Source organism: Ancylomarina sp. 16SWW S1-10-2 (genome assembly GCF_009669305.1).
Taxonomy (GTDB): Bacteria; Bacteroidota; Bacteroidia; order Bacteroidales; family Marinifilaceae; genus Ancylomarina.
Genome location: NZ_SADB01000012.1, coordinates 25,227 through 42,181, shown reverse-complemented (window position 1 = coordinate 42,181; position 16,955 = coordinate 25,227). Strand labels below are relative to the sequence as shown.

Annotated in this window: 13 protein-coding genes; 7 read left to right on the top strand and 6 right to left on the bottom strand. The window is 33.6% G+C overall.

Translation table 11 applies throughout. From position 1 onward, the window contains the following. Window positions 1-131: 131 nt before the first annotated feature. Together EMN46_RS11555 and EMN46_RS11550 are read left to right on the top strand one after the other, a co-directional pair. Window positions 132-1,064 (top strand): alpha/beta fold hydrolase, encoded by a 933-nt coding sequence (locus EMN46_RS11555; protein WP_154200969.1) that lies wholly within the window; start codon window positions 132-134, stop codon window positions 1,062-1,064. A gap of 267 nt (window positions 1,065-1,331) precedes the next feature. Beyond that, window positions 1,332-1,874, top strand: coding sequence for a DUF4287 domain-containing protein (locus EMN46_RS11550; protein ID WP_154200968.1), 543 nt, complete (start codon window positions 1,332-1,334; stop codon window positions 1,872-1,874). A 289-nt stretch (window positions 1,875-2,163) separates the two neighbouring features. Here the strand turns inward: EMN46_RS11550 and EMN46_RS11545 are convergent, their stop codons facing one another. Next, window positions 2,164-2,538: a thioesterase family protein gene (locus EMN46_RS11545; RefSeq protein WP_154200967.1), complete on the bottom strand. Its 375-nt coding sequence runs from the start codon at window positions 2,536-2,538 to the stop codon at window positions 2,164-2,166. 130 nt (window positions 2,539-2,668) lie between these two features. Continuing rightward, a complete protein-coding gene (locus tag EMN46_RS11540) occupies window positions 2,669-4,243 on the bottom strand; it encodes a peptide chain release factor 3 (RefSeq protein ID WP_154200966.1) in 1,575 nt (524 codons plus the stop codon). Window positions 4,244-4,827: 584 nt separating this feature from the next. On the opposite strand from EMN46_RS11540, the gene EMN46_RS11535 reads away from it, so the two are divergent. The 3 genes from EMN46_RS11535 (at window position 4,828) to EMN46_RS11525 (ending at window position 10,763) form a co-directional block, all read left to right on the top strand. Then, window positions 4,828-5,328 (top strand): metallophosphoesterase, encoded by a 501-nt coding sequence (locus EMN46_RS11535; protein WP_154200965.1) that lies wholly within the window; start codon window positions 4,828-4,830, stop codon window positions 5,326-5,328. Window positions 5,329-7,092: 1,764 nt separating this feature from the next. After that, window positions 7,093-9,357, top strand: a complete 2,265-nt coding sequence (locus EMN46_RS11530) for an aconitate hydratase (protein ID WP_154200964.1) — start codon at window positions 7,093-7,095, stop codon at window positions 9,355-9,357. Between the two features lie 95 nt (window positions 9,358-9,452). Then, window positions 9,453-10,763 carry a citrate (Si)-synthase gene (locus EMN46_RS11525; protein ID WP_154200963.1) on the top strand — a complete coding sequence of 437 codons (1,311 nt, stop codon included), beginning with the start codon at window positions 9,453-9,455 and terminating at the stop codon, window positions 10,761-10,763. A 67-nt stretch (window positions 10,764-10,830) separates the two neighbouring features. Here EMN46_RS11525 and EMN46_RS11520 read toward each other — a convergent pair whose 3' ends face one another. The 4 genes from EMN46_RS11520 to EMN46_RS11505 all read right to left on the bottom strand — a co-directional run bounded on the left by EMN46_RS11520 (window position 10,831) and on the right by EMN46_RS11505 (window position 15,079). Then, window positions 10,831-12,621 (bottom strand): hypothetical protein, encoded by a 1,791-nt coding sequence (locus tag EMN46_RS11520; RefSeq protein ID WP_154200962.1) that lies wholly within the window; start codon window positions 12,619-12,621, stop codon window positions 10,831-10,833. A gap of 166 nt (window positions 12,622-12,787) precedes the next feature. Beyond that, window positions 12,788-13,297: a methylated-DNA--[protein]-cysteine S-methyltransferase gene (locus EMN46_RS11515; RefSeq protein WP_154200961.1), complete on the bottom strand. Its 510-nt coding sequence runs from the start codon at window positions 13,295-13,297 to the stop codon at window positions 12,788-12,790. Window positions 13,298-13,653: 356 nt separating this feature from the next. Beyond that, complete coding sequence (locus EMN46_RS11510) at window positions 13,654-14,379, bottom strand: ThiF family adenylyltransferase (RefSeq protein ID WP_154200960.1); 726 nt, start codon at window positions 14,377-14,379, stop codon at window positions 13,654-13,656. 28 nt (window positions 14,380-14,407) lie between these two features. Beyond that, window positions 14,408-15,079 (bottom strand): TatD family hydrolase, encoded by a 672-nt coding sequence (locus tag EMN46_RS11505; RefSeq protein ID WP_154200959.1) that lies wholly within the window; start codon window positions 15,077-15,079, stop codon window positions 14,408-14,410. 560 nt (window positions 15,080-15,639) lie between these two features. Here EMN46_RS11505 and truA point away from each other — a divergent pair. Both truA and EMN46_RS11495 read left to right on the top strand, forming a co-directional pair. Next, window positions 15,640-16,404 (top strand): tRNA pseudouridine(38-40) synthase TruA, encoded by a 765-nt coding sequence (gene truA / locus EMN46_RS11500; protein ID WP_154200958.1) that lies wholly within the window; start codon window positions 15,640-15,642, stop codon window positions 16,402-16,404. Then, on the top strand, window positions 16,397-16,876 hold the full coding sequence (locus tag EMN46_RS11495; protein WP_154200957.1) for a ribonuclease HI: 480 nt from the start codon (window positions 16,397-16,399) through the stop codon (window positions 16,874-16,876). The genes truA and EMN46_RS11495 overlap by 8 nt, the downstream gene beginning before the upstream one ends. The last annotated feature ends 79 nt before the right edge of the window (window positions 16,877-16,955 follow it).

Here is a 16,955-nt window from a genome sequence, read left to right as displayed (position 1 = left end):
ATGTGGGGGGAATCTCCAAAACGGTTCGTTGACGTTTAGAAAGATTATGTGTTTTTAAGTCCATTAGCCCATTCAGTTCACCCTTAGCGGTAAACTAAAAGACAGAATTGATAATTATAAATAAAACCAATATGAAATTTCGTGCAGCAATTAAATTAATTGCATTTTTATTAATTAGTAACTCTTGTTTTTCTCAAGAGATAAAATATGAAGAATGGTATCTTAATACAAAAGATACAGTTCAAATTTATGTTAAGGAATTTGGACAAGGGAAAGATACAGTAATAGTAGTTCATGGTGGGTTTGGAGCAAACCAAAATTATATGTGGAAAGCTGTAGAAGGATTAGAAGACGATTTTCATTTTGTTTTTTACGATCAACGTGGGTCATTATTATCTCCTTGTAAATCATCTAAAATCACCCTTGATAATCACATTGAAGATTTAAAAAGATTAACAGATGAGTTAAATCTAAAAAAAACAAAACTATTCTGTCATTCTATGGGAACAAGAATCGGGATGGAATTTATTAATAAATATCCAGAAAGAACCTCCAATTTAGTGTTAGTGGGTTCTGTATTCTCAAAAATGGATAGTCTTACAGATCTATTTGACAAAAGGTTTTATAATCAAGTAAAATACTTGCATGAACGTAAGGAAGTGCAGAAACTATTAGCATCATACAAAAACGATTCATTACTCACTGATAAAGAGAAAACTAAAAAATGGCGTATCAGATTTGCATCGCTTAATGTTTTTGACATATCCAAAAGAAAAGAAATGCAGGGGAGTGGATATGCATTTTACAAGCAAAGTTCAGCGAATGCAATAATGAAAAATGGATTAACTTGGAATTACGATTACAGAAAAGTATTAAATAATGGCAACGTTACTATTATAATGGGCTCGCATGACTATATAGATTTTAGCGCAGAAAAACACAAAGAGCAACTTAAAGACTACCCAAATATAACGTTAAAAGTAATTGAAAATTCATGTCACTCTGTATGGGTTGATAATCCAGACATATTTAGAGCTGAACTAAAGAAGGCTTTGATAAAATAAAAGTCTACAGCTAACAACGAAGCGATGATATGGCTGTTTTTTCCCAACATGAACCGTTGGTTGCCCTATGCGATGACAGAATTCATACTCTTATGGTGAATGGTGTTTGGAAAGTATTTTATCGTAATGTATTTTTAGGCTACATAAACGATATAAAACAAAGAGGAAATTGTATTCGGTTAACAGACAATATAGTGTAAACCATGTGACTTGTACAAGAGTAAACTATCTCCCTTTATATATATATTCTAAACGAACTAAAACAATATGGATAAAGCCTTACAAACAATGATTGATAATATGCCTGAAAAAACAGGTAAATCATTAGCGGAATGGAAAAAAATTCTCCTAGGAAAATCCTTTGTTAAACATTCTGAAGGAGTTAAATACCTAAAAACTGAGCATGGTGTAACACACGGATTTGCTAATACCATAGTGACTTTATCTAAGGAAGAAAAAAACACTTCAGATGACTTAATAGAAGCACAATATAATGGTAAAGAACATTTAATACCGCTTTATGAAAAACTAGTTGAATTTGTCAATACCTTGGGTTCTGATGTAATAATTACTCCGAAAAAAGGCAGTGTAAGTATTATACGCAAGCGACAATTTGTTTTAATTAAACCGGCTACTAAAACAAGAATTGATCTAGGCTTCAAACTGAATGACAAACCAATAACCGAAAGACTTGAAAATTCTGGACCTTTTGGTACAATGTGCACACACAGAGTTAGATTATCTGAGATAACTGAAATTGATGATGAATTAAAAGGATGGATTACTGAGTCTTACGTAAAATCAATATAAAAACTGGCGCTAACAACTAAGCGTTGATATGGCTGTTTTTTCCCAATAAGAACTCTGAATTTACACAACCTATACTAGGGTTGTTATTTATGGTTAATGCTTTGCCAAGGAGAACTTTTAAGAAAGAAAATTGCAAAAAGAAGCCCATTCGGATGATCTCCAAATGGGCTATTATTTATCTTTCTAACAGTCTAATAGTCTAATAGTCTAATAGTCTAACAGTCTGTCAATTAAGCAATTTAACCATCTAACTCCCGATGACTATCGGGATAAACAATCTAGCAATTTATTAAGCTCTCTCCATAAATTTAACAGGATCAATAATATAGCGTTTGTGTAAAGCTGAACCAATTTTTCCATCTTCGTCAGCAGCTTCAATTTCGAAAGTCAATTTTTTACCATCAACCTCAGTTAATTTAGCAGTACAAGTTACTTTTTTACCAACTTTTGTTGCTTTTTGATGCTTAATATTTATCTGAATACCAACTGTGTCAAGTTTTTTATCCAAATCATTAGCGATACATTTTACAGCTGTACTTTCCATAAATGCAGCCATTGCAGGTGTTGCATAAACAGGAAGACTTCCAGAGCCATGAGCAATGGCTGTATTTTCTTCTTTAACAGTTAGTTCTTGTGTGCAGCTTAATCCTTTTTCTAAAGACATATTTATATTTTTTAAAAATCTAAAATCTATATGACCGTTGACGATCGTTAATATTTATGAACTGATATGATTTTAGATTATCAATTAGTATTACTTAATCTGTGCAAATCGGTGTTATCTGCGGGATAAATTAGAATTCTGAAGTGAAATGGAACTCCAAATTCTTATAATTTGCTTGTGCCATTTGTAACATATAACCCGAATCAGCTAAGAAAACATCTCTTCCTTGCTTGTCTTTGGCTATAAATTGGTATTTCGCTTTTTTAAATTCTTTCAATTCTTCATCGTCGTTCGATTTAATCCAACAAGCCTTGTGCAGGTTAATGTGTTCCCAACGACACGATGCGCTATACTCGTGAAGCAAACGGTATTCGATAACCTCGAACTGAAGAGCACCTACGGTACCAATAACCTTACGACCGTTAAATTGCGAGGTGAAAAGCTGTGCCACACCTTCGTCCATTAACTGATCGATCCCTTTAGCAAGTTGCTTCGATTTCATTGGATCAGCATTCTCAATATATTTAAACAGTTCTGGAGAGAATGATGGAATACCTTTAAAGTTGATCTTTTCACCTTCGGTTAAAGTATCACCAATTTTAAAGTTTCCGGTATCGTGTAAACCAATAATATCACCAGGATACGCTTCTTCAACAATCGATTTTTTCTCGGCCATAAAAGCTGTCGGACTCGAGAATTTCATTTTTTTTCCATTTCGAACGTGCAGGTAAGGGGTATTTCGTTTAAAAGTTCCCGATACAATTTTCACAAAGGCAATACGGTCTCTGTGATTTGGGTCCATATTAGCATGAATCTTAAATACAAAACCAGAGAATTTTTCTTCTGTTGGTTGTATAATACGCTCAACAGTTTGGCATGGAAGTGGAGAAGGAGCAATTTTTATAAAGACATCAAGCAACTCTTGTACACCAAAGTTATTTAAGGCAGAACCAAAAAATACAGGTGCAATTTCAGCATTAAGATAATCTTCAACACTAAATTCAGGATAAACACCCGATATGAGGTCTAGCTCTTCACGAAGTACTTTAGCATCTTCACCAATATGATCTTCTAATTCAGGACTAGATATATCGTTAAATTCGATAGTTTCCTGAATAGTTTGAGTTGCAGGTGTGAATAAACTTAAATTCTTATGGTAAATATTGTAAACACCTTTAAAATCTGGTCCCATATTAATAGGCCAACTCAAAGGATTTACATTCAGTTGTAATTCTGCCTCAATTTCATCGAGCAAATCGAAAGCATCCTTACCCGATCTATCCATTTTATTAATGAATACGATAACTGGCGTTTTTCTCATACGACAAACCTTCATCAATTTTCTGGTTTGTGCCTCAACCCCTTTGGCAACATCAATTACGATAATAACTGAATCACAAGCAGTAAGTGTACGAAAAGTATCCTCAGCAAAATCCTGGTGACCTGGCGTATCAAGAATATTTATTTTATGTCCTTTGTATTCAAAACCCATTACCGATGTAGCAACAGAAATACCTCTTTGTCGTTCAATCTCCATAAAATCGGAGGTTGCCGTTTTCTTAATTTTATTTGATTTAACGGCACCAGCTACATGGATTGCTCCACCAAATAACAAAAGTTTTTCGGTTAGTGTCGTTTTACCTGCATCGGGGTGAGAGATGATACCAAAAGTACGTCTTCTCTTTATTTCGTCTAAAAAAGCCATTGCTAGTCGTTTTCTTTCAATTAAAAGGATTGTTGAATTCTATATCGAGAATTTGATTCATCGGTTTACAAAATTCAAACTTGCTTATTTGTCTATATAAAAAGCACGCAAAATTAAGCATTTTTAGTGGATTTTAGACTTTGCTTTTTAGAAAATATGGAAATCAAATTTGTTTCAATTTCATTCAGCAAAAACAATAGGGTAATCTACTTTTTTAATCATTCATATTTCTTTGGGCAAACCCCTTCGGGTCGGGCTATTCGCACTCGCTCTTTGTCAAAAAAAAAGACAAAGGAGCTCAAACAAATGCTACTATCCCTTTTGCAAAACACGAGCACTTATACATCTGTGAGGTATGAGAAGTAGAAAAGCTTTGAAAACGTCTATTTATTTTCTGTGATTATCTGCGAAATTTGCGGGATATATTTATAGTTCCTAACTCATAATTTTAAAAAATACGTTTAATAAAAGGAAGCTTTTCTAAAGAAAACACGTCAATATTATCATACGAATGAATATATCAATGAAAATTCAATTATTTTTGACTTTCATAAAAATTCACATTACGCAAAATACTTATATTCATGAAAAGAATAGCCTTACTTTCAGATACGCATACCTATCTCGATGAAAAATTATTTAAACATTTGGAAGGTTGCGATGAAATTTGGCATGCAGGTGATATTGGCAATATTGAAACAGCCGATCGTTTGGCAGCAGTAGCACCTTTAACAGCTGTTTATGGTAATGCTGATGGACAAGATGTTCGCTTAGTTTATCCATTGCATCAAAGATTCAAATGTGAAGATGTTGATGTGTGGTTGACGCATATTGGTGGTTATCCCAAAAGATATGATAAAACGATTAGAGAGGAGATAAAACGAAATCCGCCAGCACTTTTTATCTCAGGACATTCACATATTCTTAAGGTGATGTTCGATAAGGAACTCAATTTGTTGCACATGAATCCTGGCGCAGCAGGTTTGCAAGGATTCCATAAAGTACAAACCCTACTTCAATTCACGATTGATGGCAAACAAATAAAGGATCTAGAGGTTCATGAATTTGGCACAAAAGGCTTGTAGTTTGATTTAAAATTTCATTTTGCTACTCCTGATTTGTAATCAGGAGTTAATGAGTGGGTGATTTGTAATCACCTAAGCTAAAAATTAGGAATTGTAAATCCCAAACTCTAAATCTGTAGTAGTTGACCTTTTCTCAAAATATGCTTATGTTTCTCTTTTTAGTTCCGTTAGGAACGCTAGTATGGTAGCAGAGGAATAGCGTATATCTTTTTAAGCTCCGTAGGAGCGATAGAGTTAATGTATTCGAAATAATTTATCTGTCATCCCTCTGGGATTTTGTTAGTATTATATGGTAATTCTACCATACTGTTAGCTCACCGAGCTTTTCCACCCTCGCTGCTTTTTATTTGTAATTAGGAGTTTATGAGTAGGTGATTTGTAATCACCAAAGCTGAAAATTGGGAATTGTAAATCCCTTTCTCAAAATCTGTAGTAGCTAAGTTTTTTTATAAAGTTGCTTGTGTTTTTCATTATTTAGTTCCGTAGGAACGTAAGTGTGTTAGCTAAAGAATTGTGTATGTCTTTTTAAAGCTCCGTAGGAGCGATAGAGTCAAATGTATTCGAAATAATTTATCTGTCATCCCTACGGGATTTTGTTATGATTCTATTTTAATTCTACCATACTGCCAGCTCTCCGAGCTTTTCCATCTTCGCTGCTCCTGATTTATAATTAGGGGTTTCTGAGTTAGTGATTTGTAATCACTTATGCTCAAAAACTAGGGATTAAAAATCCCTAACTCTAAATCTGCAGATAACATATCTGTAGAAGCTGACCTTTCCCAAAAATATACTTGTGTTTCTCTTTTTAGTTCCGTTAGGAACGCTAGTATGGTAGCATAAGAATTGTGTTTGTCTTTTTAAGCTTCGTAGGAGCGATAGAGTCAAATGTATTCGAATTAATTTATCTGTCATCCCTCTGGAATTTTGTTATAATTATATTTTAATTCTATCATATTGCCAGCTCTACGAGCTTTTCCACCCTCGCTGCTTTTGATTTGTGATTAGGGGTTTTGAGCGAGTAATTAGGAATCACCTAAGCTAAAAATTAGGAATTGTCAATCCCTAACTCTGAATCTGCAGATAATATATCTGCAGTAGCTGACCTTATATTGCTGCTCCTGATTTGCAATCAGGAGTTAATGAGTGAGTGATTTGTAATTAAAGTTCCGTAGGAACGCTAGTATGGTAGCATAAGAATTGTGTATGTCTTTTTAAAGCTCCTTAGGAGCGACACTTTTACCCCAGAGGTCGAAAGTCTTGTTGATTATATTGCTGTACACGCATCTTTTGTATAAACAAGCGTGTAGTCAAAATGATATTTCAAAACAAATAAAAGAACGCTTCTATTTCTAGTCAAATGTTCAATTTAAGCCTGATTAGAGAATATTTTTACTATTTTTTATTAAAATTTTAACTTATCATTCTTATATATTTTTTAACTAGCATAAATTATTATAGCTTTAGTTAAAGTGAATCATAATAGCTGATTTATGCATACTATATATGCTGTAATTTATTAGATATTAATATTAGTATATAGAATTGAATTATTTATATGCTTTTAGTATATTTAGGTATCTAAATTCGTTAGGATATTTAATAATGGCAACAAGCTATAAAAACAGTAGATGAGAACTTAATAAAAGAAGACTTTGATGTCTTATATTCTGTTTTTTTTATTAATTTAGGGACACGAAAAAATAAAATCAAAAAAAAGAGTATAACTCTTTATATATTTAACACTAAACCAAAAAAAACAATAATATGCTTTTTGACCTCGAATTGATTAAATCCGTTTACAAAAATATGCCAGCACGAATTGAAGCTGCGCGAAAAAAATTAGGAAAACCTCTTACTTTAAGTGAGAAGATTTTGTATTCACATTTGTTTGCAAACGAATCCTTAAAGGAATACAAGAGAGGAGATGCTTATGTGAATTTTGCACCCGATCGTGTTGCCATGCAGGATGCAACTGCTCAAATGGCCTTATTACAGTTTATGAATGCTGGTAAATCAAAAGTAGCTGTTCCTTCAACTGTTCATTGCGATCACTTAATTCAAGCATCTACCGGAGCTGATGAAGATTTAAAAGAAGCTTTATTACAGAACAACGAAGTTTATAATTTTTTACAATCCGTATCAGATAAATATGGTATTGGATTTTGGAAACCAGGAGCGGGTATTATTCACCAAGTGGTTTTAGAAAACTACGCTTTCCCAGGTGGAATGATGATTGGGACCGATTCTCACACGGTAAATGCTGGTGGTTTAGGAATGGTTGCAATTGGTGTCGGTGGTGCTGATGCTGTTGATGTGATGGCAGGAATGGCTTGGGAGCTTAAAATGCCGAAGTTAATTGGTGTAAAATTGACAGGTAAGTTAAGTGGTTGGGCATCGTCTAAAGATGTAATTCTTAAAGTTGCAGGCATTCTAACTGTAAAAGGTGGAACTGGAGCTATTGTTGAATATTTTGGCGAAGGTGCTGATGCTTTATCCTGCACGGGAAAAGGTACAATTTGTAATATGGGTGCTGAAATTGGAGCAACAACTTCGATATTTGGTTACGATAAAAATATGAGTACGTATTTGCGTTATACTGGTCGTGAAGCAATAGCTGATTTAGCTGATGAAATTATGCCTCACCTAAGATCTGATGATGAGATTGCTTTAAATCCTGAGAAATACTACGATGAAGTTATTGAGATTAATCTTTCTGAACTAGAACCTTATATTAATGGTCCTTTTACGCCAGATTTAGCACATTCATTGACTGATTTTGCCGATGCGGTTAAAAAGAATGGCTATCCTCAAAAATTAGAAGTTGGGCTTATTGGTTCATGTACGAACTCTTCTTACGAAGATTTATCGAGAGCTGCATCGCTAGCTAAACAAGCAAGAGATAAGAATCTAAAAGTTAAATCGGAGTTTGTTGTAACGCCAGGATCAGAGATGGTTCGTTATACAACCGAAAGAGATGGTATTCTGAAAGAATTTGAAAATATTGGTGGTGTGATTATGTCCAATGCTTGTGGTCCATGTATTGGTCAGTGGAAACGTCATACGGATGATCCAACTCGAAAAAATTCGATTATTACTTCGTTTAATAGAAATTTTGCGAAACGTAATGATGGTAATCCTAATACGCATGGTTTTGTTGCATCTCCTGAATTGGTAACTGCATTTGCTATTGCTGGAGATTTAACCTTTAATCCTATAACGGATACTTTAATTAACGAAGATGGTGTAGAAGTTAAGTTGGATGAGCCTAAAGGTTTTGAATTACCACCTCATGGTTTCGATGTTAAGGATGCTGGTTATTTAGCGCCTCAAAAAGATGGATCAGGTATTAAAATTGAAGTTAATAAGGAATCTGAACGCTTACAATTATTGTCACCATTTAAAGCTTGGGATGGACAAGATTACAAAGGACTTAAACTTTTAATTAAGGCTAAAGGAAAATGTACAACTGACCATATTTCAATGGCCGGACCTTGGTTACGTTTCCGTGGACATCTTGATAATATCTCAAATAATATGTTGATTGGAGCTATCAATTATTTTAATGATGAAAGTAATTCTATCTTCAATCCTATATCTAAAAAGTATGAAGAGGTGCCAGCAACAGCACGAGCTATTAAAGCAGAAGGCTTTGCAAGTTTTGTTGTAGGAGACGAGAATTATGGAGAAGGTTCATCAAGAGAGCATGCAGCTATGGAACCTCGTCATTTGGGTGTTAAACTTGTGTTAGTGAGATCATTTGCACGTATTCATGAAACGAACTTGAAAAAACAAGGTATGCTTGGTTTAACATTTGCCAATAAAGCCGACTACGATAAAATTCAAGAAAAGGATGAAATTGATGTTTTAGGTTTAGCTGATTTTAAACCAGGAAAAAACTTAACTCTTGTTTTGAAACACGAAGACGGAAGTAAAGATACTATTGAAGCTTGCCATACTTACAACCAAGCACAAATAGACTGGTTTAAGGCAGGAAGTGCATTGAATCTTATCCGTAAACAAAACAATTAGTATATATAATAAGGTTCATTTATATTGATATGTAGATGAATCTTAAAAATAAAAAAAAACAATAAAACCACTAATATTATAATGACATTAACCATATGAGAGAAACTTTAAAATCAAAATTATCTAAAAAAATAACAGAACATAGACCAAGAACTGCGCGTTTATTACAAGAATATGGTGATGTTAAAGTAGATAATGTAACCGTCGCACAAGTAATAGGAGGTATGAGGGGTATCAAATCTCTTGTGACTGATATTTCTTATCTAGATCCTGAAGAAGGTATTCGTTATCGAGGTTATACACTTGATGAGGTTATTAAAAATTTGCCCAAGCCAAAGGGGGCTGAAATGCCATCGGTAGAGGGTTTGTTTTACCTTCTTTTAACGGGTGATTTCCCTACACATAATGAGGTTGATCAAGTTATAGAAGAGTTTTCGAAACGTCGTATTGTACCTCGTTTTGTTTATGATGTAATTGATTCATTCCCAGAGTCAAGTCATCCAATGGTTATCTTTTCGACAGCTATTTTAACATTAAATAGAGAGTCGGTATTTAATCGTCAATATAAAGCAGGTATATGTAAGAAAGATTATTGGGAAGCAACTTATGAAGATGCCTTAAATCTTTTGGCTAAGTTACCTGAAATTGCAGCTTATATTTATAATAAATTATATCGTAAAGGAGATCGTATTTGTTCTGATCCTAATTTGGATATGGGAGCGAACTTTGCTCAGATGATGGGTATCAAAAAACCTTATGATGATGTGTCTCGTTTGCATTTCCTTATTCATTCTGATCATGAAAGTGGTAATGTAAGTGCTCACACAGGTCACTTGGTGGCTAGTTCCTTGTCTGATATTTATCTTTCTATTTCGTCGATGATTAATGGTTTAGCAGGACCTTTACATGGTTTAGCTAATCAGGAAGTATTGCGTTGGTTACATGAGGTTATGGAAAAGATGGACAATAAATTACCATCTACCGAAGAAATGGAGCAGTTTGTTTGGAATACGCTAAATTCAGGTCAAGTTATTCCAGGTTTTGGTCATGCGGTATTACGTAAAACAGATCCACGTTATAAGTTACAGCGTGAATTTAGTAAGAAACATCTTCCAAATGATCCAATCTTTAAATATGCAGACTTACTTTATAAAGTTGTGCCTCCAATACTAAAGAAACAAGGTAAAGCAAAGAATCCATGGCCTAATGTGGATGCACAATCAGGTGTAATTCAATGGCATTATGGGGTGAAAGATTACGATTTCTATACTGTTTTATTTGGTATTGGACGATCAATAGGTATTTGTGCTAATATTATTTGGGATAGAGCATTGGGGTATCCACTTGAGAGACCAAAATCAGTAACAACTGATATGCTTGAAAAATTGGTTGGTATTAAGAAATAGAATTAGTAAGACACAAAAAAATCCCTTTAAACATGAGTTTAAAGGGATTTTTTTTAAGAAAGTTGTTTTAAGAAAGGATATTAATTTGATTAAGTTCACTTTCTAGTTTATACATATCTTTTTGAATACCATCTATAATCTGATCGTATTTACCATTTATTTTTTCAGATAATGAATTGTAATATTCAATGCCACTAAGAAGTTTTTTCTTGAATTTTTCTAAATTACGAAGACACTTCTTATCAGGATCTTTTAATTCTGAAATTTCTTCTTTTAGGTAATTGATATAGATACTTAATTCTTTAACAAACATATTGGGACGATCGGAACGCTTAATCAAATTGAAACGTCCGTAAATATGATCTACCATTTGTTTTAAAGTGGCAGTTTCCGAAAAGTAAGCCATATTTGGACCAGGACAAATTGAAACGCCATCGCCATCAGCAGAAGTATCTAAACCATTTACAAGGTATGATGAAGCAGATAAACCCTTACAAAGACAGGTTTTACGACTCATTTTTTCAATCTCAAGATCATAAGCCTCTTGACTCAAATTTTGTGATTGTAGATCTTTTATTTTAAGGTTTTGATATTGTCTAGAAGCTGTACAGATTGTATTTTCTGTATAATCTTTATTAGAAACAAGTAATCGCTTAGTACAGATACTTCCTGGTTTTCCATTCTTAAGCTCTTCTTTTTCCATTTTATCACGCGTGTTTCCTTTCAAACTATAAAAGCGAACACCTAGAGGAGAGGAGTGACTTAGGTATAAGTCTTCTTCTTTAGCATTGGAAAGTGTTTTGAAAGTTGTTTCATCAACATCGCAAACTTCAGGAACTAATAAAAAAGGAGAACCCCAACCTACAGAATTGATTCCGTAATAATTTAATAAAAAATCATGTTCCTCTGATGTGCCGACACCACCCTGAGCGGTAATTCGTAGATCTAATTTTCCTTCTGGAACAGGACGATTTTTTGTTTGGAGTGCAGCGTATAGTAGCTCACTAGTATCTGCGATTAAGTCTGATTTATTATTTTTAAATTCTTCAAGAATTGGTCCCATTAAAGAACCATCTGTAGCAAAAGCGTGACCACCACAATTAAGACCAGATTCAATCCTGTATTCAGAAACCCAAATTCCTTTTTTAGCTAAGAATTTACCCTGAATTAGTGCTGAACGGTAGTCACTTACCTTAAGCGTAATTTTCTTTTTGATATACCCATCTTTATTAGGATAAAAATCGTTGAATTGTTCCAAATAGCCATATAGACGTGGATTCATACCAGCCGATAAAACCAATGATGATTCAAGTGTACTATTGGCATAGCCTCTTAGTGCAGCATGTGCGTCATTGTATTCAGATGGTAATTGTTCTCCTTCAAAGCAATTTTCCTTATCTACCTTGGTCATAATGTTAACATCAATGTTGCCAAGAGGCAAATTGTCGTTTAACCAACCCTTAATATCGTTTAGGTAATTGTTGCTTTTGACTTTGTCTTGAATCTCTTTTTTAAGTGTAGACACATCTGGAAGAAGATCCATATATTTTTCAAATTCTTTTCCCTTTTCTATGAAAGAATCTTTGACTTCTTCGAATTTAGACTTAACCATTTTATCCATAAGGTTAAGGTATGCAGTAATTCTTTCGGCCCTACAATCCATTGTTTTACTGGAAATAGGTTGGAAAGGCAAATCCATTTGTTTGCTATAAAAATTACGCAAATTTTCGAGAAGAACATCATCAATAATAGAAACTACAGACGAAATACCATACTGAGCTACTCGTAATGGCGTGTTCACTGTATATCCTGTTCCCATAACAGGAATGTGGAATGTGTGTGCAGTTTTATTGGTCATTTAGTTTTGTTTTTTTGATATGTATTATGCAAAATGTTAAGCAAATCGCATTAAACAGTCCGCAAGGTATTGCTTTTAGTCTGTTTATCAAACAGAATAACGTGAAAGTAGAGTCTTGTTAAGGTATTTTAATATTATCCATTAATAAGATAGCTAGTATTATTAATTAAAAAAGTTTGTACTGATTTGGGTAATGTTCTGTATTAATACCTTCTAATTCTAGTAACGTTTGTTTTCGATTGAGACCTCCAGCATAACCAGTTAATTTACCGTTTTTCCCAATTACTCTATGACAAGGAATTATGATAGGAATAGGATTTTGGGAGTTTGCTCTTCCAACAGCTCTACAAGCCGAAGCTTTATTAATATTATTCGCTACATCTTGATAAGAACAAACTTGTCCGTGGGGTATTGCCATAACTTCTTTCCAAATCTGTTTTTGAAAAGGTGTGCCATGCGGATTGACTTGAATTGAAAATTGTTTTAAATCACCAGCAAAGTAGGAATTAAGCTCATCTTTTATTTGTTTTAAGAATTCAGAGCCTTGTATCCATTCCGATTTGATGGTGTGAGTTTGTTTTTTTGTTTGAAAAACAATTTTGATAAGCGTAGATTCTTGGGTAATAATAAGTAAATCACCTACAGGAGAAGGCAGTATGTCATAGTAAAGTTGCATGCTCACTCGGCTTTTTTAAGTATATTTATTAATACCTTAAAGGTAATAAAAAGTGAGTTGAATTAAATATTGTTAAGCTGTTTTTCTTAGGTGTATTTTTTAAAAGTGTGAACAAAACAGGTTTTTTCTTCTTTATATTGGTTTAGTTGTCTTTTAAAATACTCTTAGTCAGATTGTTGTTGATGTGTGGTAAGTTTACCTATATAATAGATTAAAAGGCGTTTGTAAGTTTTTATCATATCTCGCAAACGCGCTCTAATTTCATGTAAATTTTTCTATTCTAATCGTATATAATGTTGCCTCGTTTTTCCTTTTTCCCCTTTAACCTTTAGCCTTTTTTCTACTTTCATCTTGGTTTAGTTTTTCCCTGCTAAGTCGCGAAGAACGACCGAAGCAATATAACAGCCAAATATTGGAGGCATATAAGAGATTGTACCTACGTTCGATTTTTTATTTTTAGATTCCACTAATACCACAGCTTTTTTATCTACATCCTCGGGCGAAAAAACAACTGTTACACCCTTGCGAACGCCAATTTGATGAAGCTTTTTTCTTAACATTCTAGCTAATCTACAATTGTATGATTTGGAAATATCTTTGATCTGAATTTGGCTAGGATCCATTTTGCCTCCAGCACCCATCGAACTCACAACTTTGTAGTTGTTTTTGAGACTATGGAAAATAAGTATAATTTTTGGTGCTAATGTGTCAATGGCATCTACAACATAATCGTATTTAGTTTCTTCTAGAACTTCTACCATTCGATCATCTCGTAGGTATTCATTAATAACTCTAAGTTTTAAATCTGGGTTAATAGCTAGTAATCTTTCAGCCATAACATCCGTTTTATTTTTACCTAAAGTTTCTGTTGTAGCTGGCAATTGCCTATTAATATTTGAAGCCTCCAAATCATCATTATCAACAATGGTCATTTGTCCTATGCCAGCTCTACAAAGCAGTTCGGCAGAATATGCACCCACACCACCAAGTCCAACGACTAAAATGTGGGCATTTTTTAACTGTTCTAATTTTTCTTCTCCTAGGAGCAGTTCTGTTCTGCTCAACCAATCTGTATTTTTCAATATTCAAAAATTAGTTATTATAAAAGTTTCATTTGTTAGCATTGAATACTGTTTTGTAGTTATCAAAAAGCTTTGCTTTTAAAACTTCTAACTGTAAGCCCTTTATATGAGCTGCTTTATTGTAAACTTCACTAATCGTGTTTTCGCTATCATCTGTTTCTAAGAATATCTTATCTAAAGGCATTTCAATAAACAAATTCTGATTGTTTTTATCAAACAGTAAGGCTTCTCCAAATGATAGGTAACAATTTTGTTCCAATAGCATAGATGCTATTTTCCTGTTTTTTCTAAAACCATGAATTAACCATGGCGTAGAGCCTTTTACTCTTTTTTTTATTGAAAGTAACTCTGAAAAATATTTAACACAATGTATAATAAGAGGCTTGTTTAGGTTCTCAGCTATTTCAATTTGTTCTATAAAATACTTTTCTTGTATATCCAATGGCATATCGATAGTTCTATCTAAACCAATTTCTCCAATTGCCAAAACATTCTTTTCAGAAGCAACTGTTTTAATCAAATCAATCATCGAAGATGCATTATCCTTATTAACATGCCAAGGGTGCAAACCTATCGAAATTCCACGCTCATTGTTATTACCTATTTTGATTTGTTCGGGAAAACAATTCAATATAGACAAAGTACCATCTATGTGAATAGAGTGATGCGTATGGATATTTATAAAGGATGTTTCGAGCATTTTGGATTATTAGCTCGCAAAAGTATAAAAATATTAGAAATTGCAACTTTTATTGGAGAATAAATTGGAAGGGTGGGTTGAGGTTTATTCTAGTGGTTCTCATTTAATTACCACCCATTTAATAAAGATAAGCTTTTAATTTGACTCAAAAAAGCTTTCCGTCAAATAGCGTTATTTCTTCTACATCCCTTGTAAACACAGAATTTATTACTTACTTTGCATGTAAGAAATAAACGTTCTTTACATATAAGATAAAAGCATATCGCATTAGTTATCGATTGTTAAACTCAACACTTACAAGTTACCGAGAAAGCTACACGTCTGCAAAAGCAGGCCTCAACCTTAGGGTTGTCTTAGGACACAGGGGACACTTGACCAGATGGGCACTCAAATCCTGTCATATAGGAGTTTAAAATCCAATAGCTAGTGCGATTTTTTTATGTCTTTTATTCTCTTATAACCCTTTAAAACCTCCAATGTTCTGTTTGTTTTCATTTAGATAATTTCTTTGAAATGATTACTTTTGTGCAAATTGCAGAATAACTATAAATACGACTATTTTGACTCAACGATATTTTATAAAGCTTAGCTATAAAGGAACTAATTATCATGGTTGGCAAGTTCAGCCTAATGCAATTACTGTTCAGGAAATTTTGAATAAAGCTTTGAGTACCATTTTAAATCAAAAGATAAATGTAGTAGGCTGTGGAAGAACAGATACAGGTGTACATGCTAGCGATTTTATGGCTCATTTTGATATTGCAGAAGCTCGAGATGTTGAAAAGGAGAAGCTTGTGTTTAGGTTAAATCGCTTTTTGCCCTATGATATTGCTGTCGATTCAATGTTTCCGGTTAAGCCAGATGCACATACCCGCTTTGATGCTGTAGCAAGAACTTACCAATATTTTATAACAAAGAAAAAGAATCCTTTTCGATCCAACTCCCACTGGCAGATGCCTCATCAGCTCGATGTTGAGAAGATGAATAAGGCTGCAAAACTACTTTTCGAATATAGTGACTTTACAAGTTTTAGTAAACTGCACACAGATGCTAAAACGAATATTTGTAAGATTTATAAAGCAGAATGGGAGGATAGAGGCGATGAACTTGTTTTTACGGTATGTGCAAATCGTTTTTTAAGAAATATGGTTAGAGCTATTGTGGGAACCCTAGTTGAAGTTGGTCGTGGAAAGCTTGATATGGCTGGTTTTCGTCAGGTTATAGAAAGTAAGAATAGATGTAGTGCGGGCTCGTCAGTTCCTGGTCATGGCTTATTCCTTTGTACAATTGAATATCCCAAAGGCTTAAAATTGGAAGATGTCTGATGAAATCTATTTGTTTACAGATGGAAGCGTAAATACTAAAACAAAAATAGGTTTTGGAGCTTCTTTAATTGTAGAGGATTTAGCAATATCTCTTGATAAAGCTAAAGAATTGGTACAGCTGAAGCAATTTGAAGAGACTTCATCTACAAAGTTAGAATTGCAGATTTTATTAGACACACTCGCGAAACTCGAAAAGAGCAAGAAGCAAGTGATTGTTTATACGGATTCTCAAAATATTGTTGGTTTGTCTGGTAGAAGGTTGCGATTAGAGAAGAACAAGTACATTTCAAAGAATGGGCGATTAATCGATAATCATGAATTGTATAAAGTGTTCTATCGAATTACAGACTTATTGGATTGTAAGATTGTGAAAATTAAAGGGCATAAAATCTCATCTCTCAAAAATAAAATTGATTTCTTTTTTACGCTTGTCGATAGGGCGTCTAGAAATGCGCTTCGTGAGAGTGTCTAATTCTTTGATTCTATTTAGTAATCCTTGAAAGCTATAAACAAATTTTTGAAGGCATTTAATCGAGAAAGTAAGTTGTAAC

Excerpts from the sequence above, each read along its gene's own strand:
- EMN46_RS11555 (WP_154200969.1), top strand. The coding sequence starts at position 132 with ATGAAATTTCGTGCAGCAATTAAATTAATTGCATTTTTATTAATTAGT.
- EMN46_RS11550 (WP_154200968.1), top strand. The coding sequence starts at position 1,332 with ATGGATAAAGCCTTACAAACAATGATTGATAATATGCCTGAAAAAACA.
- EMN46_RS11545 (WP_154200967.1), bottom strand. The coding sequence starts at position 2,538 with ATGTCTTTAGAAAAAGGATTAAGCTGCACACAAGAACTAACTGTTAAA.
- EMN46_RS11540 (WP_154200966.1), bottom strand. The coding sequence starts at position 4,243 with ATGGCTTTTTTAGACGAAATAAAGAGAAGACGTACTTTTGGTATCATC.
- EMN46_RS11535 (WP_154200965.1), top strand. The coding sequence starts at position 4,828 with ATGAAAAGAATAGCCTTACTTTCAGATACGCATACCTATCTCGATGAA.
- EMN46_RS11530 (WP_154200964.1), top strand. The coding sequence starts at position 7,093 with ATGCTTTTTGACCTCGAATTGATTAAATCCGTTTACAAAAATATGCCA.
- EMN46_RS11525 (WP_154200963.1), top strand. The coding sequence starts at position 9,453 with ATGAGAGAAACTTTAAAATCAAAATTATCTAAAAAAATAACAGAACAT.
- EMN46_RS11520 (WP_154200962.1), bottom strand. The coding sequence starts at position 12,621 with ATGACCAATAAAACTGCACACACATTCCACATTCCTGTTATGGGAACA.
- EMN46_RS11515 (WP_154200961.1), bottom strand. The coding sequence starts at position 13,297 with ATGCAACTTTACTATGACATACTGCCTTCTCCTGTAGGTGATTTACTT.
- EMN46_RS11505 (WP_154200959.1), bottom strand. The coding sequence starts at position 15,079 with ATGCTCGAAACATCCTTTATAAATATCCATACGCATCACTCTATTCAC.
- EMN46_RS11495 (WP_154200957.1), top strand. The coding sequence starts at position 16,397 with ATGTCTGATGAAATCTATTTGTTTACAGATGGAAGCGTAAATACTAAA.